At 43.2% G+C, this 25,020-nt stretch carries 20 protein-coding genes; 18 read left to right on the top strand and 2 right to left on the bottom strand.

All coding sequences use genetic code 11. From position 1 onward, the window contains the following. The first annotated feature begins 26 nt into the window (after positions 1-26). The 13 genes from L1070_RS02355 to L1070_RS02415 all read left to right on the top strand — a co-directional run bounded on the left by L1070_RS02355 (position 27) and on the right by L1070_RS02415 (position 17,512). Positions 27-329, top strand: a complete 303-nt coding sequence (locus tag L1070_RS02355) for an isoamylase early set domain-containing protein (RefSeq protein ID WP_237124328.1) — start codon at positions 27-29, stop codon at positions 327-329. A gap of 8 nt (positions 330-337) precedes the next feature. After that, the gene (malQ, locus tag L1070_RS02360) at positions 338-2,323 is read left to right on the top strand and encodes a 4-alpha-glucanotransferase (protein ID WP_237124329.1); all 1,986 of its coding nucleotides are present in this window, start codon (positions 338-340) and stop codon (positions 2,321-2,323) included. After that, positions 2,320-4,548 (top strand): 1,4-alpha-glucan branching protein GlgB, encoded by a 2,229-nt coding sequence (gene glgB, locus L1070_RS02365; protein WP_237124330.1) that lies wholly within the window; start codon positions 2,320-2,322, stop codon positions 4,546-4,548. Before malQ ends, glgB begins: the two co-directional genes overlap by 4 nt. Before the next feature lie 3 nt (positions 4,549-4,551). Then, complete coding sequence (gene glgX / locus L1070_RS02370; RefSeq protein WP_237124331.1) at positions 4,552-6,597, top strand: glycogen debranching protein GlgX; 2,046 nt, start codon at positions 4,552-4,554, stop codon at positions 6,595-6,597. Further along, positions 6,590-9,073 (top strand): glycogen/starch/alpha-glucan phosphorylase, encoded by a 2,484-nt coding sequence (locus L1070_RS02375; protein ID WP_237124332.1) that lies wholly within the window; start codon positions 6,590-6,592, stop codon positions 9,071-9,073. Before glgX ends, L1070_RS02375 begins: the two co-directional genes overlap by 8 nt. Positions 9,074-9,103: 30 nt before the next feature. Next, on the top strand, positions 9,104-10,402 hold the full coding sequence (gene glgC, locus L1070_RS02380) for a glucose-1-phosphate adenylyltransferase (protein WP_237124333.1): 1,299 nt from the start codon (positions 9,104-9,106) through the stop codon (positions 10,400-10,402). 11 nt (positions 10,403-10,413) lie between these two features. Beyond that, positions 10,414-11,949 carry a glycogen/starch synthase gene (locus tag L1070_RS02385; protein WP_237124334.1) on the top strand — a complete coding sequence of 512 codons (1,536 nt, stop codon included), beginning with the start codon at positions 10,414-10,416 and terminating at the stop codon, positions 11,947-11,949. Between the two features lie 207 nt (positions 11,950-12,156). After that, entirely contained in the window at positions 12,157-13,374 is a 1,218-nt protein-coding gene (locus L1070_RS02390) for an HDOD domain-containing protein (RefSeq protein WP_237124335.1), read from the top strand. A 2-nt stretch (positions 13,375-13,376) separates the two neighbouring features. After that, a complete protein-coding gene (locus tag L1070_RS02395; protein WP_237124336.1) occupies positions 13,377-14,453 on the top strand; it encodes a DUF418 domain-containing protein in 1,077 nt (358 codons plus the stop codon). Between the two features lie 105 nt (positions 14,454-14,558). Further along, on the top strand, positions 14,559-15,452 hold the full coding sequence (gene rluF / locus L1070_RS02400) for a 23S rRNA pseudouridine(2604) synthase RluF (protein ID WP_237124337.1): 894 nt from the start codon (positions 14,559-14,561) through the stop codon (positions 15,450-15,452). A 14-nt stretch (positions 15,453-15,466) separates the two neighbouring features. Further along, positions 15,467-15,907, top strand: a complete 441-nt coding sequence (locus tag L1070_RS02405) for a VOC family protein (protein WP_237124338.1) — start codon at positions 15,467-15,469, stop codon at positions 15,905-15,907. Positions 15,908-15,978: 71 nt separating this feature from the next. After that, complete coding sequence (locus tag L1070_RS02410) at positions 15,979-16,452, top strand: peroxiredoxin (RefSeq protein WP_237124339.1); 474 nt, start codon at positions 15,979-15,981, stop codon at positions 16,450-16,452. Between the two features lie 70 nt (positions 16,453-16,522). Then, the gene (locus L1070_RS02415) at positions 16,523-17,512 is read left to right on the top strand and encodes a fatty acid desaturase (RefSeq protein WP_237124467.1); all 990 of its coding nucleotides are present in this window, start codon (positions 16,523-16,525) and stop codon (positions 17,510-17,512) included. Positions 17,513-17,592: 80 nt separating this feature from the next. On the opposite strand, the gene L1070_RS02420 is transcribed toward L1070_RS02415, so the two are convergent. Both L1070_RS02420 and L1070_RS02425 read right to left on the bottom strand, forming a co-directional pair. Continuing rightward, entirely contained in the window at positions 17,593-20,655 is a 3,063-nt protein-coding gene (locus L1070_RS02420) for an efflux RND transporter permease subunit (protein ID WP_237124340.1), read from the bottom strand. 2 nt (positions 20,656-20,657) lie between these two features. Next, positions 20,658-21,737, bottom strand: a complete 1,080-nt coding sequence (locus L1070_RS02425; RefSeq protein ID WP_237124341.1) for an efflux RND transporter periplasmic adaptor subunit — start codon at positions 21,735-21,737, stop codon at positions 20,658-20,660. 107 nt (positions 21,738-21,844) lie between these two features. Between L1070_RS02425 and L1070_RS02430 the strand changes: the two genes are divergently transcribed. From L1070_RS02430 to L1070_RS02450, 5 genes are read left to right on the top strand one after another with little or no spacing between them, the layout of a single operon-like run. Then, complete coding sequence (locus L1070_RS02430) at positions 21,845-22,738, top strand: LysR family transcriptional regulator (RefSeq protein ID WP_237124342.1); 894 nt, start codon at positions 21,845-21,847, stop codon at positions 22,736-22,738. Next, a complete protein-coding gene (locus tag L1070_RS02435) occupies positions 22,725-23,054 on the top strand; it encodes an MGMT family protein (protein ID WP_237124343.1) in 330 nt (109 codons plus the stop codon). Before L1070_RS02430 ends, L1070_RS02435 begins: the two co-directional genes overlap by 14 nt. Positions 23,055-23,112: 58 nt before the next feature. Next, positions 23,113-23,688 carry an LON peptidase substrate-binding domain-containing protein gene (locus L1070_RS02440; RefSeq protein WP_237124344.1) on the top strand — a complete coding sequence of 192 codons (576 nt, stop codon included), beginning with the start codon at positions 23,113-23,115 and terminating at the stop codon, positions 23,686-23,688. 59 nt (positions 23,689-23,747) lie between these two features. Next, the gene (locus tag L1070_RS02445) at positions 23,748-24,371 is read left to right on the top strand and encodes a sigma-70 family RNA polymerase sigma factor (protein ID WP_237124345.1); all 624 of its coding nucleotides are present in this window, start codon (positions 23,748-23,750) and stop codon (positions 24,369-24,371) included. Next, positions 24,364-25,014: a ChrR family anti-sigma-E factor gene (locus L1070_RS02450; RefSeq protein WP_070982970.1), complete on the top strand. Its 651-nt coding sequence runs from the start codon at positions 24,364-24,366 to the stop codon at positions 25,012-25,014. The genes L1070_RS02445 and L1070_RS02450 overlap by 8 nt, the downstream gene beginning before the upstream one ends. Positions 25,015-25,020: the final 6 nt, after the last annotated feature.

Raw genomic sequence — 25,020 nt, forward strand, 5'->3', positions numbered from 1 at the left:
TCAGAATGGTTTATTTGGAGCCTGCTATGTTAACCAAACGCTTTTTTAAAACGAAAGATGAAGCCGAAGTCACATTTGAATTTTCACACCCTCAAGCCAAGAAGGTTGAGCTCGTTGCTGAGTTTACTAACTGGCAGCCTTTAGCAATGAGGTTTGTTAAAAAAGATGGTGCATTCAAATTGAAGCAGAGGCTGCCCGTCGATAAACAATATCATTTCAAATATCTCATAGATGGAACCAAATGGGACAATGACCATAATGCGGATGCTTATGTACCAAATGGTTTTGGTACAGACAACAGCGTAGTTAACACTCAGCGTCTCGTGTAGCTTAATCTATGAAGGGATTATCTCAGCTTTATTATTTGCATGGCATTGGCTATGACTACACGAAGTATACCGGTGAGCATGTGGTGTTCGAAGAAAGAGTCAGAGCTGAGGCATTACGTTGTTGTGGTATTGAAACGGCTGATTCCGCTTTGATAGAGCAGCTGAACTTTGAGCTGGATATTGCCCCATGGCAGCGTGTTGTAGAAGATGTGTGCTTAATTGAACAGCATGACTCGCTGCTAAAGTTTAAGTTACCCGATCATCAATTAGATGGTCTAGCGAGTTTAAAAATACAAACGCTAGATTATGCTCATAAATTCGAGCTAACAAGTGGTGTGGTTGTTGGTGAATATCAGCACTTGGGAGTGCGTTACGTCGAAGTCGCTTTTCAGGTGGCACCTATTTCAACGGGCTATTATTCAGCGATATTGTCGTTACCTAGTGGGCAGTATGAGACACAAGTTTGGTCGGTGCCAACACAGTGCTATAACCCTTTGCAGTCCAAAGTCGTGGGTCTGTCGATACAATTATATACTTTGCGTAGCGATAGAAATTTGGGGATAGGGGATTTTGGTGACCTACAAGACCTAATATCGCACAGTGCGCAATTGCAGTGTGATTATATCTTGCTCAACCCTCTACACCTTTTGTTTTTTGATCAGCAACATAGAGTCAGCCCGTATAGTCCGAATCACCGCAGCTTACTTAACCCGCTATACATTGCTGTTGATTTATGTGATGGCTTTGCAGACAACCAAGCGCTAACCGAGTTGTACCAACAAACGTTATTACAATTACAAGACCAAAAATCGAAAACCTATATCGATTACGCTCAAGTAAGTGAGCAAAAATATGGTTTGCTCAGCGCACTTTATGCGCACTTCAAAACACGTCGGTCTGCGCAAGAAGTTTCGCAATTTATTGCTTTTCAAGAGGATTTTGCAACGGCCCTTGAAGCCCTCGACGGGGATGAACAGGCAATTTATTGGCAGTGGCTGGCATGGCAGCAATTGGAAAGCTGCCAACAGTTAGCGCTCAAGATGGGCATGCATATTGGGCTGATCAACGATTTGGCAGTGGGTTGCGCAGATGACAGCTTAGAGTATCAGGCCAACCATACCCTATATGCGCAAAATGCCCATGTTGGTGCACCACCCGATCCTTGGGCTGAAAGTGGTCAAGATTGGGGGTTGCCCGCGCTAAACCCACAAAAAATAAAACGCCGTAGATATGAGTTTTTTAAGCAGTTGCTGCGTAACAATATGCGTGCTGTTGGGGGTCTTCGAATCGATCATGTAATGGCAATACGTCGCTTGTGGTGGTGCTTTGAAGTTGGGGACAAACGGCAAGGTTGTTATGTGTATTACCCGTTTGAACACTTGATGGCATTGATAAAAATTGAATCACAGTTACAGCAAACGCTCGTTATCGGTGAAGACTTAGGCGTGGTACCACCCGAAATTAAAGCCGTGATGCAAGAAGCGAATATGCTTGGCAATGTGTTGTTTTATTTTGAAAAGGACTATAACGACGAGTTTGTTCCACAAACAGAGTTAAGACACCAAGCACTGCTCATGGTTGCTAACCATGATGTACCGCCGTTTGTTGCGTGGTGGCAAGGAGACGATTTGTTATTACGCGCCGAGTATCAATTACTTGAAGAAAGTGAACTTAAAAGTGAGCGACTCAAGCGTGAAAACGAAAAGCATAAATTGCTTAGCTGGTTAGCCGATGCTGGCGTATCTCATTTAGACATAAACAGCCGCGCGTTCGATGTGTACGAAAGTTTGATGTTGGCGTTGTCGCACTGCCCAACACAAATGTTATGCATGCAGCTGGATGATCTTGATGAGCAAACTTTGCCTGTAAATATTCCCGGTACTTATCTGGAATACCCTAATTGGCGACGTAGGTTATCTCGTAGTACAGGTAAAATATTCGAACATAAAGGCGATTTTATCGCCACTTTAACACAAAGCAGGAAAGGAATATGAATAGTGTAGTATCAGCAAATAAGCCCATTAGAGATTATTCAATACAGCTTCATGCATTACAAAATGGTTGCTTTTCAGATCCCTTTTCGTTTTTGGGCCTACACTTGGTGTCAGATCAAGAGTATGAGTTAAGAGTGTATTTACCGGGGGCTACATCCGTAAGTATTCTCATTGAAGGTCAGGAGCATGTTCTTAAACGTTATTTAAACAGTGATTTGTATCTGCTGGCGACCACTAGGGCGACTCTCTCTCATCAAGATAAATTGAGTATTTCCTATGGAAAGTCAAAACAGGTCAAACATGATGTTTATCGTTTTGGTTGCCAGTTGGATGAACAAATACTCTACCTATTCAATGAAGGGACGCTTGAGCATGCTTACCAACACTTAGGTGCACATTTTGTAACGCATGAAGGTATAAAAGGTGTGCGTTTTGCTGTTTGGGCGCCAAATGCTCAGAGTGTTTCAGTGATTGGAGACTTCAATTGCTGGCAGCGTTGTGAACATTTTATGCGACTTCATCCTGCAAGTGGCGTTTGGGAAATTTTTATACCTGAGCTAAAGGCAGATCAATGTTACAAGTACAGCATTGTTGATAATTACGGCAACGTTCAAGATAAAGCCGATCCTTTTGCATTTAAAATGCAACAGGCACCTGGTACGGCGTCAGTATTACAACCTCTTGTTAGACGCAAGACTATTACTCAAAAACAGCAAGCTGCACGGGCTAAGCGCAACCACATTAGTGCACCTGTGAGCATTTATGAAGTGCATTTGGGGTCGTGGAAACGCCGCTCTCAGGAGCACAATCGCTATCTAACTTATCGAGAGCTGGCGGACGATCTTGTTCCCTATGTCTGTGAAATGGGCTTTACACATTTGCAGCTTATGCCAATTAGTGAATATCCATTTGATGGCTCATGGGGATATCAGCCCGTGGGGTTATTTGCACCCACTAGCCGTTTTGGCAGCTTCGAAGATTTTGTTTATTTTGTGGAACGTTGTCATGATTTAAACCTTGGCTTGTTGATAGATTGGGTGCCAGGACACTTCCCGTCGGACCCCCATGGTTTACACAAATTTGATGGTACACATTTATTTGAGCACGCGGATGCAAGGCAAGGGTTTCATCCAGATTGGAATACTTATATCTATAACTATGATCGCCCAGAAGTAAAAAGTTTCTTGCTGGCCAATGCTATGTATTGGCTTGATGAATTCAAATTAGATGGGTTACGGGTTGATGCCGTCGCTTCGATGCTTTATTTGGATTACAGCCGCAAAGACGGTGAATGGGTCGCGAATAAGTATGGCGGCCGAGAGAACTTAGGGGCTATCGACTGTTTGCAACAAGTAAACAAGCGTTGTTACGGCAATGACCCGAGTATCATGATGGTGGCGGAAGAGTCTACCGCGTGGCCGGGGGTGACCAATAGCGTTGATAATAATGGTCTCGGTTTTGGTTTCAAATGGAATATGGGGTGGATGAATGACAGCCTCGGCTACATGAGCCGAGACCCAATTTATCGCCAACATCATCATCATGAAATGACATTTTCTATGGCCTACGCCTATTCAGAGAATTACATTCTACCATTGAGTCATGACGAAGTTGTGCATGGCAAAGGTTCATTGCTTAGCAAAATGCCTGGGGACGATTGGCAACAGTTTGCTAATTTGCGCGCCTATTTTGCATTTATGTATGCGCACCCAGGTAAAAAATTATTATTTATGGGTAGCGAATTAGCTCCTAGAAGCGAGTGGGACCATAACCAGAGTTTGCATTGGGGTTTATTGGCCCATGAATCGCATGCTGGCATTCAGAAAACCGTTAAAAAGCTTAACGAAATCTATACTACTACGCCTGCTTTATATGAATGTGATAACACCCCCGCTGGGTTTCAATGGATTGATTGCAATAACGCAGAGCAAAGTTTATTCAGTTTTGCGCGTTTTGGTAAAAAGAATACAGAGTTATTGGTGGTCATTTGCCACCTTACTCCACAAGTCTTTCACCAATATCGTATTGGTGTGCCCAGAGCTGGTGTGTATGAGGTCGTTCTCAATACAGATGATAAAGCATTGTTTGGTTCCGGCGTTGAGGTAGTTGGTGGTAAACAAAAGCTTGTGCAAGCAGTAAATAAGCCAGCACATGGTTTTACACAAAGCATTGAAATAAGTATTCCGGCTTTAGCTACTGTGTATTTACGTTGGATAACTGGGTAAGCCATGTTGCATTCGAGACGGGGTAGCTGTCGCCCGCTTGGCAGTACATTGGTTGATGAGGGTGTGAATTTTGCGGTCTATGCGCCACAAGCCAAGGCGCTTAGTTTGTGCTTATTCGATAACAGCGGCCATTCGGAGGTGGCGCGTATCGAAATGTTCTTCCATGAAGGGGGGATATGGAGCGTCTTCGTATCTCCGCTAACCGTGGGATGTTTGTATGGATACCGAGCTGATGGCGATTATAATCCGCAAAAGGGCAAGCTATTTAATATCAACAAGTTACTGTTAGACCCTTATGCGAAGGATTTACACGGAGAGTTTACTTGGAGCGAACGACATTTTTGTCATATGCCGGTTGGTACACTAAGCCACTTAGATAATGCGATAGATATGCCTAAATCTAAAGTGGTTGATGTGCCAAAGTATGAAGGTACTAAGCCCAACGTTCCATGGTCGAGAACGGTTATTTACGAATGCCATGTAAAAGGGGCCACATTCAGGCACCCTGAAATATCAGAGTCGAAAAGAGGGACGTTTTTGGCGCTAGCGGAGCCCGCGTTTATTAGTCACCTACAATTTCTAGGCGTGACAACCTTGGAGTTATTGCCTGTACATGCCTTTGTGAGCGAACAGTTTCTTACCACCAAAGGACTTACCAACTATTGGGGTTACAACACGCTAAATTATTTTACGCCTCACAAGGCCTACTTAAGAAGTGGTGATGTGAGCGAGTTTCAAGAAACGGTAAAGCGTCTGCACGAAGCGGGCATAGAAGTCATTCTAGATGTGGTTTATAACCATACGGCGGAGGCCGGTGTAGATGGGCCCGTGCTGTCTTTTAAGGGGTTAAACAACAAGGGATATTATCGCAGTGTTGCGCAACACCCAGATGTGTACATTAATGACACAGGGTGTGGAAATACTTTAAATATCGACGACCCTTATACGCTGCAACTGGTACTAGACAGTTTGCGTTACTGGGTCGAAGTGATGGGAGTAGACGGCTTTCGATTTGACTTGGCTTCTATTTTGGCAAGAAATGCAGATGGTTTTAATCGTTGTCATACGTTCTTACAAGCGGTGCTTCAAGACCCCATACTACAAGGTGCAAAGCTGATTGCTGAACCTTGGGATATCGGCCCCGGGGGATATCAACTGGGTGCTTTTCCCGTTCCATGGCGCGAGTGGAATGATAAATATAGAGATACGTTAAGGCGCTTTTGGCTCGGAGAACAAGGCGTCTTACCAGAACTTGCGAAACGCGTACATGGTTCTCATGATTTATTTGAACATAATCTGCGAGGACCGCTTAGTTCAATTAATTTTATTACCAGTCATGATGGCTTTACCTTAGCTGATTGGGTCAGCTATGAATACAAGCATAATGAAGCAAATGGTGAGCAAAACCGTGATGGCCATAGCGCTAATCATTCTATGAATTGTGGGCAGGAGGGGTTTTCGACTGATCCCGAAATTACTTCGCTGCGCTTGCAAATGCAGAAAAATGCGTTGTTGACGCTCTTTTTATCCAAAGGAGTGCCTATGATAGCGGCTGGTAGTGAGTTTGGGCACTCTCAAGGCGGTAACAATAATGCCTATTGCCAAGATAATCGCAGCAATTGGTTAGCGTGGAAGTCCTCCCAGTTCAATCACAGCTTAACGTTCTTTATTAAAGAGCTGGTTGCATTACGTAGACAGTTCAGCGCGTTCTCTCATCCGTTTTATATACATGCAAACGACAGTCGCTTTTCTGTGCGTTGGTTAAATGAATCAGGTGAGGCCATGAGTCCGCAGCAATGGCATGAGGAGCCAAGGCGTTGGCTAATTTATACCTTGCTCGACAAGCAACAACAACAAGCGCTGTTAATTATTCTGAATGCCAGCACTGAGTTGTTACATATAACTCTACCAGAGCCACCGTTTACCCAACATTGGCAATTGGCCATTTCTAGTTGTAAAGCCGATAAAACCGTTACAAATTCAGTTGCAATTTCCCCCCAATCCAGTTGGGTTTTTACATCAGTAAAAGAAGGAATCACACATGGCTAAAAAGAGCGCTAACGTGTGCGTAGTGAAACATTGGCAAGATGCACCAAAACTTGACGAAAGCACCTTAAACGACGACTTGATGCGTCATTTCTATTACACCTTGGGTCGGGATAAAGTGGGTGAATCCCAACTTTATTTATATCACGCTTTGGCGCTGACTATTCGAGATCGTCTGGTGGCAAGGTGTCGAGCTACAAATCAGTATTTAAAAGAAAAGAAAACCCGTAAAGCTGCATATCTTTCGTTGGAGTTTTTGATGGGGCGAGCCTTAGGTAATGCGGTGTTAAATTTGGATCTACAGCAGGGCACACAGCAAGCGCTTGAACAGTACTGTACTGAGCTGGAGCGAGTTGGTGAGGCGGAACATGATGCAGGCCTTGGGAATGGCGGTTTAGGTCGATTAGCCGCATGCTTTTTGGATAGCTGTGCCAGTTTAGCTCTGCCTGTGGTGGGCTATGGCATTCGCTACGAATACGGCATGTTTAATCAAATGATTGAACATGGTCATCAGGTGGAACAACCAGATAACTGGTTGCGCGAAGGTCATCCGTGGGAGCTAAGTGCGCCGGAGCAAGCGCAAAGAGTGAAGTTTTTTGGTCATGTTGAGACATTTCGTGACAGAAACGGCCGTGAGCACAGGCAGTGGATTGACACACAAGATGTGCTCGCTGTGCCTTATGATGTACCAATACCTGGGTATCAAAATGGTGTGGTTAACACGCTACGTTTGTGGAAATCAGAAGCAACCGATGAATTCGATTTATCAGAATTTAATGCGGGTAGTTACTCGGAAGCGGTTGCCAGAAAAAACCTTGCCGAACAAATCACTATGGTGCTATATCCAAATGACACCAGTGAAAATGGTAAAGAGCTACGCTTACGCCAACAGTACTTTCTTTCCAGTGCCAGTTTACAAGACGTGTTAATTCAATGGGTGGAGCAATACGGAGCTAACTTCAGTGACTTTGCGCAATATCATGTGTTTCAGCTTAATGATACTCACCCGAGTATTGCTGTGGCGGAACTCATGCGCTTGTTTGTCGATGTGTATGAAATGGATTGGGATGACGCTTGGCAGATCACAACAAAAACAATGGCATACACTAATCATACTTTATTGCCTGAAGCACTGGAGAAGTGGTCGGTACCTTTGTTTCAAAAACTGCTACCCAGGCTACTTGAAATAATTTACGAGATAAATGCGAGGTTTCTAGCGCAAGTTGCACTTCATTGGCCTGGGGATGTAAACAAACAACGAGAACTTTCTTTGATAGAAGAAGGCGATGTACCGCAGATCCGTATGGCATATCTAGCCATTGTTGGCAGCTATTCTGTAAACGGTGTTGCGGCTTTACATACTGAGTTACTTAAATCAGGGCTGTTTAAAACCTTCTATGAATTGTGGCCTGAAAAATTTAACAACAAAACCAATGGCGTTACTCCAAGGCGTTGGCTGGCACATTGTAATCCTAAATTGAGCGCGTTGATCAGCACTAAGATTGGCACTCAATGGGTGGCTGATTTTAGTCAAATAGAAAAGCTGCGCCGTTATTACGACGACCCTGAATTTCACAAACAATGGCAAGAAGTTAAACGAGCGAACAAACAACATCTGTGTGCAATGGTCAAACAGCGTTGTGGCGTAGATTTTGACGAGAACATGATGTTTGACGTACAGGTAAAGCGAATTCATGAGTATAAACGCCAGTTATTAAATGTATTGCATGTTATTCATCTTTATGACCGTATTCTTAAAGGCGATGTCGAGGGCATGGCTCCGCGCTGTGTACTGATAGGTGGTAAAGCTGCGCCGGGCTATTACATGGCGAAGAAGATCATCAAGCTCATCAATAACGTTGCCGATGTGATCAACAGTGATGAAAAAGCCAAGCCATATCTTAGAGTCGCGTTTTTCCCAAATTACAACGTGACAGCAATGGAGGCGATTTGCCCCGCCACAGATTTGTCGGAGCAGATCTCAACGGCGGGTAAAGAAGCCTCAGGCACAGGTAACATGAAGTTTATGATGAATGGTGCGATCACAATCGGCACATTGGATGGTGCCAATATTGAAATAAGAGACAATGTTGGTGCCGATAACTTCTTCTTATTTGGTGCGCATGCTGAGCAAACGGAAGCTATTCGCAGTCATTACAATCCAGAGCATTTGATTGCGCAAGACCCGAATTTAAAAGCGGTGATGAACTTATTACAAAGCGGTCATTTCAATTTACTTGAGCCGAATATTTTCGACGACATCATTAGCGCAATTAAAAGTCCTAGCGATCAATGGTTAATCGCGCACGACTTTGCAAGTTATGTCGAAGCACAGCAAAAGGCCTCGGACACGTATTTAGACTCATCAACATGGACCAGAATCAGCATCTTAAATACTGCGGCCAGTGGAAGTTTTTCCAGTGACCGAACCATTCAACAATATTGCGATGAGATTTGGCGTTTAGCGCCAATGCAATAGAGCACCTCACAAGGATATTTGGAGAAAGTTATGCCCAGTTACGCAAATCGCTACATAAGTAGCTTAACCAGAGAAACTTATGCTTTAATTTTGGCCGGTGGTCGAGGGTCTCGTTTACATGAATTAACCAATTGGCGAGCAAAGCCGGCAGTATATTTTGGTGGTAAACACAGGATCATCGATTTTCCTTTATCAAATTGTATCAACTCAGGAATAAGAAGAGTTGGTATAGCCACTCAATACAAGTCTCACTCATTGATCCGCCATGTAAATCGTGCGTGGGGCCACTTTAAAAAGGAACTGGGTGAATCGGTAGAGATATTACCAGCGTCACAGCGTTACGGTGATGAATGGTATTGTGGAACGGCTGATGCGGTATTTCAAAATATGGATATTATCCGTCATGAACTACCTAAATATGTGATGATTCTATCTGGCGATCACGTCTACCGTATGGACTACGGTGCGTTGCTAGCGAAGCACGTTGAAACGGGTGCGGATATGACAGTGTGTTGTATTGAAGTGCCGTGTGAGGAGGCTGCAAATACATTTGGAGTTATGACGGTTGATGGAGACAAACGAGTACGTCGTTTTGACGAAAAGCCAGCACAGCCCACTTCAATTCCAGGCAAAGATGGTATTTGTTTAGCGTCGATGGGTAATTATGTGTTCAATACAGAGTTTTTGTTTGAACAATTAAAGCAAGATGCAGAACGAGAGGGGTCGGGTCGAGACTTTGGTCACGATATTATTCCAGCGATTATTGAAGAGCACAACGTGTTTGCGTTTCCATTTCGTGATCCCAGCCATGAAGGGCAACCATACTGGCGTGATGTAGGAACATTGGATTCATTTTGGGAGGCCAATATGGAGCTAGTATCACCAGAACCACAACTTGACTTGTACGACCCAAGCTGGCCAATTTGGACCTACCAAGAGCAACTACCACCTGCCAAGTTTATCTTTGATGATGATGACCGCCGTGGTATGGCGGTAGACTCAACAGTTTCAGGTGGGTGTATTATATCCGGCTCGGCGGTGAAAAAGTCTCTGCTATTCTCAAATGTACATTTGCACTCTTATTGTAAAATAGAAAGTTCGGTTGTATTACCCGGTGTGGTCATTGAGCGCAACTGCAACATCAGAAATGCCATTATAGACAGGGGTTGTCATCTTCCAGCAGGCCTAGAAATCGGCTTTGACCCTGATTTAGATAGAGAAAATGGCTTTAGGGTAACGAATAAGGGTATAGTGTTGGTCACAAGAGAAATGTTGCTTGCGTATAATCAAAATCAACAAAGAACCAAACAAAAACTCCAAACTGCATAATAAGGCGTAACATGCGGGTATTAATGGTTGCGGCCGAAAACGATCGGCTGCCAAATTGTAAAGTTGGGGGCGTAGCGGATGTGATCCGAGACATCCCATACGCTTTGAGTAATCAAGGTGTTGAAGTCAGTGTGGTGGTACCTGATTATGGTCAGAGCCACCTAAATAGAACCTTTGTCTCAGATATTGCTGTGCCATTTCGACAGCACTTGGAAACAGCAACCCTGTGGCAGGTTGAGCAACAAGATGGTGTGACCCAGTATGTGATCTCTCATTCATTGTTCAGCCAGCACCATGGAGAGATCTACTGCAACGATGAAGGCCATCGTCCATTTGCTACGGACGCAACCAAATTTGCGTTCTTTAGCGCAGCGGTGAGTGAAGCGATTGAGCATAAGATGTTTGCACAGTTAGATGTGCTTCATCTTCATGACTGGCATGCGGCCTGTGTTGCGGTATTAAAAAAATTCAGCCCAAGGTTTGTGTACTTAAAGCAACTGAAAACTATCTACACAGTTCATAACTTAGCGCTACAAGGTATACGGCCGTTTAATCATGATGAATCGAGTTTAGAAGCTTGGTTTCCAACTTTAAGCTATGACGGTCAAATATTATGTGATCATCAACATCCACATTGCTTTAACCCGATGAGAAGTGCGATTGCACTCGCCGATAAAGTCCATGTAGTATCGCCAACTTACGGTGAAGAAGTACTGCATACCAGTGAACCGGATAGAGGCTTCTTTGGTGGCGAAGGACTTGAGCATGATATGCAAATAGCTAAGCGTCATGGCAAGTTAGTTGGCATTCTTAATGGTTGTGAATATCCCAATGTAGAAACCAATAAAATGCCTTTACAAGATTATCTGCATCAGGTTGAGTCTGAACTGTTGATCTGGATGAGTAAACAAACACTCGTTCAGTCAAGTCATTATATTGCGCATCAGCGATTACGTGCGTGGTTAGACTCTTCATGGCAAGGACCTCTTATCACAAGCGTGGGGCGCTTGACCGATCAGAAAGCACTGTTGTTACGCCAGCCAATTGGTAGTACATTGCTACTGGATGAGTTGGCTAAAATGGCCGCAGCAAAAGGGGCTCGGATCGTCATCTTAGGCTCAGGTGATAAGTATCTTGAAAGCTTGTTTACACAGGTGATGGCAAGAAATGACAACCTGCTTTATCTATGCGGTTATGGACAGAGTATTGGTGACATGCTTTATCAATTAGGTGATTTGTTTTTGATGCCAAGCTCTTTTGAACCTTGTGGGATTAGTCAAATGTTGGCAATGAGGGCGGGGCAGCCTTGCCTTGTTCATCAGGTAGGTGGCCTAGCCGATACGGTTAAAGACCTTGAAAATGGATTTTCATTTTCTGGAGAAGACTTACCAGAGCAAGTGTCTCAACTACTTGAAAAATTTGACTTTGCCACTAGTATGTATGTTGATAAACAAGAACAATATCAGCAACTTGCTAGTAACGCGGCGGCGGCTCGTTTTACATGGCTACACAGTGCGAGTTTGTATATTGAACAACTTTATCAATAGCTGTCGAGATATGAGTCGGACAATTTCATTGCCATAAGCAGGCCCCTGGTCTGCTTTTTCATATACAGGTGCTATAGTTATCAAGCTAAATTTCTCAAGTATTAATAGCTTAGTTCTATATTAATTATAGCTATTTAGGGTTAGAATTGCGTTTTTGGTAGATAATAAAGTGCTACATTGGAAGTGGCTACACTGAGGGGTCAACATTTGAAGGTTTTTGTTGCTCGACAAGCTATTTTCAACCGCCGTAAGCAGGTGGTGGCTTACGAGTTGTTATTTCGTGACGGAACAAGCAATAGTTTTCCTAACATTGCTGACGATGCAGCGACTGCAAAGCTTATCATGGACAACCAACTAAACTTGGGTACTCGCTATTTAACTTCCGGCAAGAAGGCACTCATCAATATTGGTCCTGATTCCCTTAATCAGGAGCTGGCGCATTTTCTACCCTGTCAGGATGTGATTCTTGAATTACTTGAAACAGTATCTCCCACTACGCAGAACTATGAAAAGGTAAAATCACTATTTCATCAAAATTATCGTCTGGCGCTGGATGATTTTGAATACACTAAGCAGTGGGAGCCATTTTTAAAACTGATCCGTTTGGTTAAATTCGATATACAACAAAACTCGTTAGATCAAATTGAAGAGCTTGTTGAAGAGTTTAGACAAAGAAAAAACATGAAATTGCTGGCGGAAAAGGTTGAAACAGAAGCTGAATTTGAACAAGCCAAAGAAATGGGGTTTCACTTTTTCCAAGGATACTTCTTCGCTAAGCCCCGAGTTATTCAGCAAAATGATATTGAAATCAACCATGCCATTGTACTGCTTATTTATGCTGAGGTATTAAAGCCACATCTGAGTATAGATAAAATAGCGCGGTTATTTGCCCAAGATACGGCGCTTGCATACAAGCTGCTGCGCTTAATTAACTCAGGCGTATTCCCGCTGAAAAAACGTATAGAATCTTTAAAACAAGCGCTGGTGTACTTGGGTGATGAACGGGTGAAAAAGTTTGTGGGTCTGATAATGACTGCACATATTGCCGAAGGCAAACCAACAGAACTGACCCGATTAAGTATTGTTCGCTCGCGCTTTTGTGAACTGATAGCGAAGAGCCTAAACCCAAATATTAAGGGAATGAGTTTTTTAACCGGACTATTTTCGCTGCTAGATGCAATTTTAGACCGACCCATGGATCAAGTGGTTTCTCGATTACCGTTCCCTGAAGAACTTCAAGATGCCCTAATGGGAAAGCATAACCTGTTGTATTACATATTGAATGTTGTGAAAGCTTACGAGAGCGGAAGTTGGTGGCAATTGCAAGAGGCTTGCAGTTTACTTAACATCAACGATCAGCGCCTGCCTGAATTTCACGCTGATGCCATCCGTTGGGCTGATATGTACAACGAAACCCTATTTTAAACATGAGGATAAAACAGTTAGACAGTCTGCGAGGAATAGCCGTTTTAGGGTTGCTGTTACTCAATGTCTATTACTTTGGATTGTTCGAAACAGGGTATGTAGGTTTATCACAGGCACATGTTGGCGATAAAGTAATTGAATATATTAACGTGTTGCTATTGGATGGCAGGTTTCGCTCGTTATTTTGTATGCTATTTGGCGCGGCATTGGTCATACAATATGAAAAAAGCAAAGATGTAAGTGCCCTCAAGCCAAGGCTTAAGTGCTTAATTGTATTTGGTATATTACATGGCTTTTTAGTTTGGCCCGGCGATATTTTGCTCAGTTATGGTTTGGCTGGGTTATTGGCATTGGGATATTTACACAGAGACCAAGCAACTGTGCTGTTTCACGGTTTAGCAATGGTGCTAGTAAGCAGCGCATTACTTGCAGCGTTTATGCTATTTGGCGATGGTGAAACAATTTATCGTGACAGCAGCGCCTTTAACGACATATTACTACGTGCACCTACAGATTTAATCAGCCTTTTAATTCACAATGCATCAATGTTTGCCATTATGATCTTGATGCTACCTATTCTAACCATTTGGAACTCCCTAGGAGTGATGTTGATAGGTGTATATTGTTACCGAGCAGGTGTTTTCAGCGGCGGTTTAGCCAAGTCTGACTTGCTTCGGGTGATTGCTATTGTGGGCATGATGTCCTTAGCAAGCACCTTGGTGCTTTACTTTGAGCCCAAACAATTGTCAGCGCTAAACGATGGTATTGTTTGGGTAAATGCTGTGTTCGGAGCTTTGCTTATCACTCACCTTAATACTTGGCTTTCGCCTATGTCCTGGTTCAGCAACTGGTTAGGTGCAATTGGAAAGCTAGCGCTTACCTGTTACCTCTTACAATCATTGGTACTCGTTACATTTTTTGTATGGATAGCACCAGAGGCTCGCGCTACATTTAACCGTGTAGATTATTTACAAGTGGCCTTGGTTGGAATTGGCTTACAGCTGCTTTTTGCGCCCATATATCTGAAATGCTTTCAGCAAGGGCCGTTTGAATGGCTGTTAAGAAAGTATGGTCATTAAAAATCAAATACGCTTCAAATACACGAATTGTGCGACAGAAAATTAAGCATTTTGTGCGTCAATCGTTTAAAATGCGCTTTTTTACTATGTCAAAAAGGGTTATCAGTGACGCAATTAACACGGCTAAATAAATATATCAGCGAAACAGGGTTTTGTTCGCGTCGTGAGGCTGACAAACTCATAGAAGCAGGCCGAGTTAAGGTAAATGGTAATTTGCCTGAAATGGGGTTAAAGGTCAGTGATAACGATGTTATTTTAATAGACAATAAACCACTCAAAGCTAAACCGAAAAGGGTTTATATCGCTTATAACAAGCCGGTCGGTGTTACCTGTACAACTGAGCGTAAGATCAGGAGCAATATCGTCAGCGCTATAAATTATCCTGAACGTATTTTTCCAATCGGACGTTTAGATAGACCCTCAGAAGGGTTAATCTTTTTGACTAACGAAGGCGATATCGTCAATAAGATCCTGCGTGCAGGCAATAACCATGAAAAAGAATATGTGGTTGGGGTCGACAGGCCAATTAATAAGCGCTTTATAGAGCGTATGGCTGGTGGCTTACCAATTTTGGACACGGTTACAAAAAAATGCTTTGTTGAACAAACCGGTGAGCGGACTTTCACCATAGTGTTAACTCAAGGGTTGAACAGGCAGATACGCCGAATGTGTGAATACTTGGGCTATGAAGTAACGACGCTTAAACGTGTTCGTATTATGAATGTGAATTTGAACGGCTTAAGACCGGGACAGTGGCGTCATTTAACTGAAGCTGAAATGCGTGAAATCAATGACTCAATTTCGGATTCGGCAAAAACTGAAGAAGGTTCGATTGACCCAAATAAGCGCTTAGACAGCAATTCAAAGCCACGAAAAGCAGCTAACTCGAACAAACCACCGAGGGAGAAGGGACGTATACAACGGACTGAAAACAAGCCTGTTGGTAAGCCGTCGTCAGGGCCCAAGAGAAAATCAGGAACCCTCTCTCTTAAAAAGTGATAGAAGGAATTGTTGTGAGACAAGAACTTGCTCATGTGGCTATAGTTGTTCGTGACTACGATGAAGCGATAGACTTTTATGTTAACAAGCTTAATTTTGAGCTACTCGAAGACAGTTATCAAAGTGAACAAAACAAACGCTGGGTCGTGATTGCGCCACCAGGCTCCAAAGGAGCCAGTATTTTGCTGGCGAAAGCCTCAAATGAAGCGCAGGCACAATACATAGGAAAACAAACTGGCGGTCGAGTATTTTTGTTTTTATGTACCGATGACTTTTGGCGAGATTACGGCAATATGTGTAATCAAGGGGTTGAGTTTGTAAGGCCGCCCAGTGAGCAAGACTATGGTACGGTTGCGGTGTTTCAGGATTTATATGGAAACTTATGGGATTTACTACAACTTAAGCCTGAGCACAGTGTCGCTTCACGATTTTTCGATCAAGATAATAACCCTTAGATTTGTCAGTGTTTAATAGTCAAATTTAAGGCTACACTGGGTTTTTAACTCCGCATAGAGGAATGAACAAGATGATAGAACAAGGACAAACTTTACCAGCGGCAACGCTGAGCGAACTTGGCGCAGATGGTATGATAAACCACGATATTAAAGAGCTTTTCGCCAATAAAAGAGTTGTATTATTTGCAGTACCAGGCGCATTTACTCCCACCTGTTCGGCGTCTCACCTACCTGGATTTGTTGCGTTAGCTGACAAGATCAAAGCTAAAGGGGTAGATATGATTGCTTGTGTATCTGTAAACGATGCATTTGTAATGAAAGCATGGGGAGAGGCCCAAAATGCCGAAGAGATCCGCATGTTGGCTGATGGTGATGCCAGTTTTACCAAAGCTTTAGGACTTGAAATGGATACCCAGAGCTTTGGTGGAGTTCGTTCAACTCGTTATGCGATGATTGTAGACAATGGCGTTGTGACACTACTCAATGTCGAAGCACCGAAGCAATTTGAAGTCAGCAAAGCAGAAGCTATTTTAGAAAGCTTATAAGCTAGCTGTGCTATTCACAGAGCTACCGTGGTAGCTCTGTACTCAACTAGATACTATCACCGATATGACTATGTCTCACCATCAGGTCAGAAATGCCATTCAAACCATCGTTTCTGAAATAAGGAACGAAGAAACTAAGTTACGTGAGCGATACCGCTTTTTATATTATCAAGATTTGATAGGGCTAGTTATTTTAGTATGTGCTCTGTTTGGTATGACTGGCGTGGGTTGGTTGTATTATGCTGGAGAAATCAGCGCACCTATTTGTGTGATTGCTGCAGCCTTTTTTGCTTCTTTGTCACATGAACTAGAACATGATCTTATTCATAAGCAATATTTTCGCTCAAATGCTCTGCTTCACAACCTGATGATGCTGGTGGTGTGGTTAATGCGACCTAATACTGTCAACCCGTGGTATCGACGCAAAATTCACCTGCACCATCACAAAACCTCCGGGACAAAAGAGGACTTGGAAGAGCGCTTAGTGGGCAATGGCATTCGCAACCCACTCTTGAGGCTAATTGTGATAGCTGATGGGTTGTTGGGGCTTATTATCTTTCGTAAAGCGTTGGCGAGAGATATTAGCGACTTTCGCTTTTTCACAGTATTTAACGCAGGGTTTCCACTGACCACGGGCTACTTTATCGTATTGTATAGTGCACTCCTTTACCATGGGTTTAGTTTGCTAAGCGGGGGTGGGTATAGTTATCCATTGTGGCTGCTTGAGTATATGAGCTGGGTGAACTTACTTATGGTGATATTGATATTCCCGAATGTTATCAGGTCTGTTAGCTTAAATCTGATAACGTCGTCCATGCATTATTATGGTGGTGTTAATAACTTACTTGAGCAAACACATGTGATTAATCACAAGCTTGCCTTACCGTTACAGCTATTTTGTTTCAACTTTGGTGCAACACACACCATCCATCATTTTGTGCCAAATCAGCCGTTTTATGTTCGTCAGTGGCTGAGTCCGAAAATTCTACCAATCTTAAAGCAACACGGTATTAGGTTTAATGACTTTGAAAGTGTAAAAAATGCTAATCACTATGCTTGAGCGCTATTTTTACTTGGATGTAAAGGGGGATTACATTGCGTGAAACTAGAAGTTTAAAGGCCCTTTCGGGCCTTTATAAGTTAGCTCTTCGGCTGTTTGATACCAAACACCAGACAATACATAACAGGTAGAACAATAAGCGTTAGAATTGTCGCAAAGCCCAAACCAAACATAATGGTTACTGCCATCGACTGAAAAAACACATCAAATAGTAGAGGGATCATACCTAAAATAGTGGTGATAGCTGCCATTGAAACAGGCCTGACGCGGCTAACGCCTGAGTCAAATACCGCCTGATAGGGGACTTTACCTTGCTCCAGTTCTAAATTGATCTGATCCATCAACACAATACCATTTTTGATAAGCATACCTGATAAACTCAACAGTCCAAGCAAAGCCATAAAGCTAAATGGTGCATTTAATAACACCAAGCCTGCCGTAACACCAATTACAGCCAACGGTACTGTAGACCAAATAACCAAAGGCTTTTTCACAGAGTTAAAGAGTAATACGGTGATCATAAACATAGCAAGATAGCCAACTGGAAGCGAACCAAAGATGGCCTTTTGAGCCTTTGAAGATGACTCAAACTCACCACCCCACTGCATTTCATAGCCATGGGGTAACTCTATAGCTTCAATGTCACTGCGTATGCGTGCAAAAAGCTTCGCAGGTGTTTCATCGCCAATCACATCATGATCCGCCATTACTGTGATGGTACGTTTGCGGTCGCGACGCATGATTAATGGGTCTTCCCACATCACATTAAATGCGTCAACCACTTGTGTTATTGGCACATACAGGCCAAGCACTGGGCTGAATATCTGCAGATCGCTAAGGTTCTCGACATTCTTACGCTCTTCTTCAGTGGAGCGCGCGATAATAGGCAGTAGTTGTGTACCATCTCGATAAAGGCCAACCTTACTGCCACTGATGCTCGTTAGCAGCAATTGGTCCAAATCTGTTTTACTGATCCCCAAACGGCGTGCTTTTTGCTCATTAAATTCAGGTCTCAATACTTTGGTGCGTTGTCGCCAATTATCCTTGATGTTAAATGCGCCTTCGTCCTTCGCGAGCACAGCTTTAGCCTGCGCTGCGAGCTGCCTGAGTACGACTGGGTCGGGGCCTGAAAAACGCGCTTCAATTTTGGCATCGGTTGATGGGCCTATTTCCATGCGTTTTATTTTTAGCTCCCCCGAGATAGCGCTATTGGCCTCGTACTCTCTAAGTTTGGCTATCATGGTTGTTACCGCTTCTCTATCTTGCACCCTGACGATAAGTTGCCCATATGCCGCATATTGCTTTTCAGGCGCATAGGTGAGCATAAACCTCGGCGCACCTTGACCAATCGTGGCGGTGACTTCTGTAACAAGCGGGTCTTGTTTTAAAAATGTTTCTATTGCAGCGAGATTATCAGCGGTGCTTCTGATATCTGCGCCTTGATAATGCCAGTAATCTACATAAAACATGGGCGTGTTTGATGCAGGGAAAAACGATTGTTTAACTTGTTTAAAGCCAACTAACGCAACACCAAGCAGTAATACCATAAACCCGATCGTTATGGCTCTGTGTCTGAGTGAATACGACAGCAACGTTTTATACACGGTAAAAATAGCACCTTTATAAGGATCGTCATCAGAGCCATCAGTACCGTTTTGCTGAGATGTTTTGAACAGCAAATCAGCAAAAAATGGTGTGAGTGTAATTGCGGTGATCCAGCTTAGTAAGAGTGAGATCAGTAATACCCAAAAGAGTGAACCTGCAAACTCACCACTGGCATCACTACTTAAACCAATCGGAGCAAACGCCGTGATACCGATAACGGTTGCACCTAACAGTGGCCATTTAGTCTGCTCAACAATATTCACAGCGGCTTGTAGTTTGCTTTGACCACGCTTTAAATTGATGAGTATGCCTTCGGTTACAACAATGGCGTTATCGACCAACATACCTAGCGCAATAATCAACGCGCCAAGCGAAATCCTTTGCAAGTCAATTGCAAATATCTTCATAAATATGAACGTACCCAGCACGGTAAGTAAGAGCGCCGCACCTATCAGTATGCCGCTTTTAACACCCATGAAAATCAGCAAAACCACGATAACAATAGCGACTGCCTCAAGCAGGCTCACGATAAAGCCATCTACCGACTTTTCAACTTCATTCGGCTGATGGTAAACCGTGTTTATTTCAATGCCATGTGGACGCTGATACTCAAGTGACGCCAAATGTTTATTGATAGCTTTACCTATATCAACCACGTTCACGCCAGAGCTGAACGAAACACCCACCAACAACGCTCGCTGTTCGTTGAAGCGAGTGATATGCGAGGGGATCTCGGCATATTCTCTGCTGACGCGAGCCACATCACCTAAATAAATAAGCTCTTTTGCGCCGGGTTTAGAGATCAGTAAATGTTCAAGCTCAGTGACATCTTGAAACTCACCGGTAGGGTGTAAACGAATAGACTCATCACCGACGCGTATTTTTCCTGCGTTTGAAACGCTATTTTGTGACTGTAATAGGTTAAAAATGTATGAGGGTGCAATGCCAAGCTGTGATAGTTTTTGCGTAGAGATCTCCACAATAACTTGCGCTTGCTGTTCACCTGCAACAGTTACTTTACTCACACCATCGACTAGTACTAGTTCGCGTTTAAGGTAATCTACATAATCTTTTAGTTCGTCGTAAGAGTATCCTTGACCCGTAACCGCATACATCACCCCATAAACATCTGCGAAGTCGTCTATCACTTTGGGTGAATAAACACCAGGCGGTAGGTTTGGTTTAAGATCGGTTATTTTTCGTCTAAGTTCATCCCAGATCTGTCTGAGGTCCTCTTTACGATAAGAGCTCTTCATTTCAACGGTGATTTGTGACTTCCCAGCTGATGAAATCGAAGTTACATAGTCCACATAAGGGAGTTGTTGTATTGCATTTTCAATAACAAAAGTTACTTCCTCTTCAACCTGCTGCGGGGAGGCGCCAGGGTAGAGGGTGACGACCATCGCTTTTTTTAAGGTAAACTCAGGATCTTCAAGCTGTCCTAAGCCAAAATATGAAACAGTTCCAGCAAGCAGTAGCAGCAGAGCAAACATCCAGCTGATCACTTTATTTTCAATAGACCATTTTGCCAGACTCATAGTTACAGCCCTCGCTCCTTAGTCCATGGACGCACTTTTAGTGCTTCATGAAGGTGATGAACACCTGCTGCAACAATAATTTCACCACCAGAAAGGCCTTCGGTAATTTCAATGCTTTGCTCACGCATTTTACCGACTTTCACAGCTTGTTTACTGACGGTTTGGGTTGCCTCATCGTAAAGCCATACATATGAATCGTTGTTAAGTGGTTTTGTTTGATCAGAGAAGACCGCAGATACGGGTACAGTGATTTGATGAGAAGTCATTTGCGTAATTTTACTGCGGTCGATGTACACGTGACCGGTCATACCTGCTAGCAGGTTGAAGTCGTCAGGGATAGGTAACGTGAACACCACTTTGTAGCTCAATGTGGCCGGGTCGGCCTGAGTATCCCATTCTTTAATGGTTAGCTTATATGACTTATCAGGATAGCCATCAAATACAACACTTGGATGATAATCTAGGTCTTTATCAACGCGGGCAACGAGCTTTTCCGGTACTTGGATCACCACATCCATCATATCGCGGGTTTCCAATCTTAATATATTCTGCTTGGCTACGACGTTCTCATAGTTTTTGACGAAGACTTTCGCTATGGTGCCGCTAAATGGTGCGCGTAATTCACTGTTTTGCAAATTCGTTTGCGCAATTTTAAGTGCCGACTCTGCCACTTGCTTATTGGCAAGCGCTTGATCATATTCAGATTTGCTAGCTATGGACTTTTTATAAAGCGATTCAATTCGAGACAACTGTGATGAAGCAAGTTCGTACTGTGCCTTGCGTTGTTCTAGTTGCAGTATAAAATCCTCGGGGTCAAGCTTGGCAAGCAACTGACCTTTTACGACTTGCTGACCCGCCAGTACAGGAAATTCCATCAATTCACCGTTGACTCGAAATGCCAAATATGAACCTTGATTAGCGACAACCTCAGCGGGAAAACTTCTTACATCTCCTTGGGTGTTATTGGTCACGGTAATTAATTTTACCGGACGAATAGGCGCATCTTTATCAGTTGCCACGTCATGGTCTTGGCAGCCGAAGAGCAAAAGCAGTGCTGTTGCAAAGGCGGTGATTCTGTACATGTAATAACTCCATCTAACCGATTTATAAGCAAACTTGGGGTGCAGAGTATATAAAATCCATATAAAATAAAAATTATATAAAATTAGAATCTATATAAAATTTGTTTATGAAGATTTCAGACCTAGAAATATTGCATGTGGTCGGTAAAACGGCCAGTCTAAGTGAAGCTGCTCAACAGTTGTTTAAAACGCAGCCAGCCGTGACACAAGCATTAAAAAGACTAGAAGAACAACTCGGTTTTACACTCATTAATAGAAGTAGCTATCGTGTGACTTTAACTGAAAAGGGTAAAAGGTTCTGTGAAGAATCATCAAAGCTGTTAGTTTTGAGAGATGATTTACAAACGTTAGCGAACGAGTTTTCAGCCGGAAATGAAGCCAAGTTTAATATTTGTTATGAGCCACTGTGTTATCAGGATCAATACAACACGGCTATCGGAGATACATTTAAACAATTCCCGCATACCGAAATGGCGATTACAAGTGGTAAGCGATTTGTAGCGCTTGAACAGGTAAATAGTGGTGTTGCTGACATCGGTATTGGACCATGGTTTGATTTGTTTCATGCTACGGGCGACTTGGAGTCGATTGAAATAGGTGAAATTCGCCTAGGATTGGTTGCTAAAACAGGTTTGATTCCGCCGAGTGTAAGTTACGAAGAATTGGCGAAGTACCCTTGTCTTGCAATGTTTGAAAGCGGCTTTAACTTTGATAGCGATAGGCTCTCATATGCCAAAGGTGCGGGTATGATGAAGCTGGATGATATTGCATCAATCAAGTCATTTTTGCTAACTGGTACAGGGTTTGCGATGATAAGTCTAAGCCACTGTCGGTCAGAGTTGGACAGTGGCCTGTTACAACAGATAGCGGTGAGTGATAGACAAAGTACCTTTACCGCAAAGATTCATGCTTTTAGAAAGTTAGCGAGACACCACGGACCTGTGGCCAGAGCTATTTGGCAAAGATTTAAAGCGATAGGAAAACAATATGCCAAGCAGTAATATTGATGATGCATTTAAAGAGCGCGTGTACACCTTAATTGGTTCGATACCAGCGGGTCAGGTTGCCGCTTATGGACAATTGGCAAAGTTGGCTGGCTTTGCCAATCAATCAAGGGCTGTGGGCCGTTTGTTAAAAAACTTACCCGAGCAAAGTTCACTACCTTGGCATCGAGTTATCAATAGCCAAGGAAAGATTTCGTTTCCCGAGGAATCTGAAAAGCATTTTCAACAGCGTCGGTTACTTGAATCAGAAGGTGTATTCTTTAAGAACAATAAAGTCAGCATGAAAAAATACCAATGGTTAGAAAACAGCTGATCGTAATTGCAAAGCGCTGCGTACCCTAATACATGTTTTAACGCATAACTGGGTAATTATGAAACGAGCCATTTTCCCTTTGCCAATATTTTTACTACCGGGCGGGTATACCCGGCTCAGGATTTTTGAACCAAGATATCTTAGCATGGTAGGTGAAGCGCTAAAAAACACACAAGGCTTTGTTTTGTGTGAGTATGTTGAGCAGGCTGTGCTTAACGTACCAAACGAAGGTGTGCTTGTTGATATTATTGATTTCTCTCAGGATCAGGATGGTCAGCTTTTAATTGACGTTTATGCTAAACATCGTGTGCGCCTGTCAGCACCCTTTCAAGACGAACAAAAATTACGTCATGCGGATGTTACTGTGCTTGACGAGTATGTTTGGGATCGTAATGAGATAAAAGCAACTCACTTCATCAGTGATATGAGTGAGATGCTTGCTGAGCTGTTTTCGCAACACCCCCATTTAGACCAATTATATAGAGAGAAACATTTTCATGATCCGCTTTGGGTCGCCAGTCGCTGGTTGGAGCTACTGCCCATAAATATTGCTGAAAAACATAAGCTTCGTGCGAATGGAAACTTTGAACAAGTGGTTGATTTCCTCCATACTGTTTTATATCAATCAGAGTGATCCATCACGTGCACACCTTCGTAGAATTTAGTTATAGATAGTATGAAGAGAACCTAGCTATGGTCGACCATGCACTTCGATGCGATTCACGCGCAGTTGCGGGAAACAAAACCAACATGGAACAAGCACCAACACAAGCGTTAACGGACGCATTGTGTAAAGTCGCACAGCACAGAGACAAGCGCGCATTTGCCCAGTTGTTTGAGTATTTTGCGCCAAAAATAAAGCGCTTTGGAGTTAAACAATTTGGCAACGAGGCGTTGGCAATGGAACTTGTTCAAGAAACATTGACTTCAGTGTGGCGAAAAGCGCATTTATATCACCCAGATCGGGGAGCAGCCACAACTTGGGTTTACACTGTTATGCGCAACGCCTCTTTTGATGCGCTTAGAAAAATGAAAAGTAATAAAGAAGAACATATAAGCGAAGATATTTGGCCGTTGCTTCAAGAAGAGCAGATGGCAGACCCTGACTTTCAAGATCACCTGCAGAGCAAACAAATCCGAGACTACATTAGTAAATTGCCACTTGCTCAACAAGAGGTGGTAAAAGGAGTGTACTTTCAAGAAATGTCCCAAGAGCAGTTAGCAGAGCATTTGAGTATTCCAGTTGGAACGGTCAAGTCTAGATTAAGACTCGCATTACAAAAGCTCCGAGCAGAAATAGGAGATAGCAATGATTAAACATCATCCAACTGAGCAGTTATTAATTCAATTCAGTCAAGGCGCGCTTCCAGCGACACTGAGCATTGCTGTTGCTGCACATTTAGAGTTGTGTGAGTGTTGTCGCATCAAGGTGCAAAACCTTGAACAATCGAACGCTGAAGCGCTATTTACAGACTTTGAGGATGATATGGCACAAGACGAGTTTGCCAATCTTTTTGAGCAGATCACCGCCAATGATGACATAGACATGCCCAAAGGCAACGCACCACAAACACTCAATTATCAAAATAAGACAATTGAATTGCCGCGCGCTATTGCTAACTCACAACTTAGCAGCTTTGTGCAGCTGGGCAAACTTGCTCGCGCTCGCTTACAAGTGGATGATGGGGAATTACGTGCAAGCTTGCTACAAATCGCTGCTGGTGGCGAGATCCCTCACCACACCCATACTGGTTTTGAACTTACGCTATTGTTAGATGGTGAATTTTCAGATGAAAGTGGCGCTTATGTACCAGGGGATTTTATTTGGCTCGATGGCCGTCATCATCACTCTCCAGCAACAGAATCGGGTTGCTTGTGCTTTACTGTGGTAAATAGCGCTCTGCATTTCAATAAAGGGCTAAGCAAACTTCTGAATCCAATTGGTAACCTAATTTACTAGGCAAGG

It is taken from the genome of Pseudoalteromonas sp. MMG022, assembly GCF_021654245.1.
Classification (GTDB): domain Bacteria; phylum Pseudomonadota; class Gammaproteobacteria; order Enterobacterales; family Alteromonadaceae; genus Pseudoalteromonas; species Pseudoalteromonas amylolytica.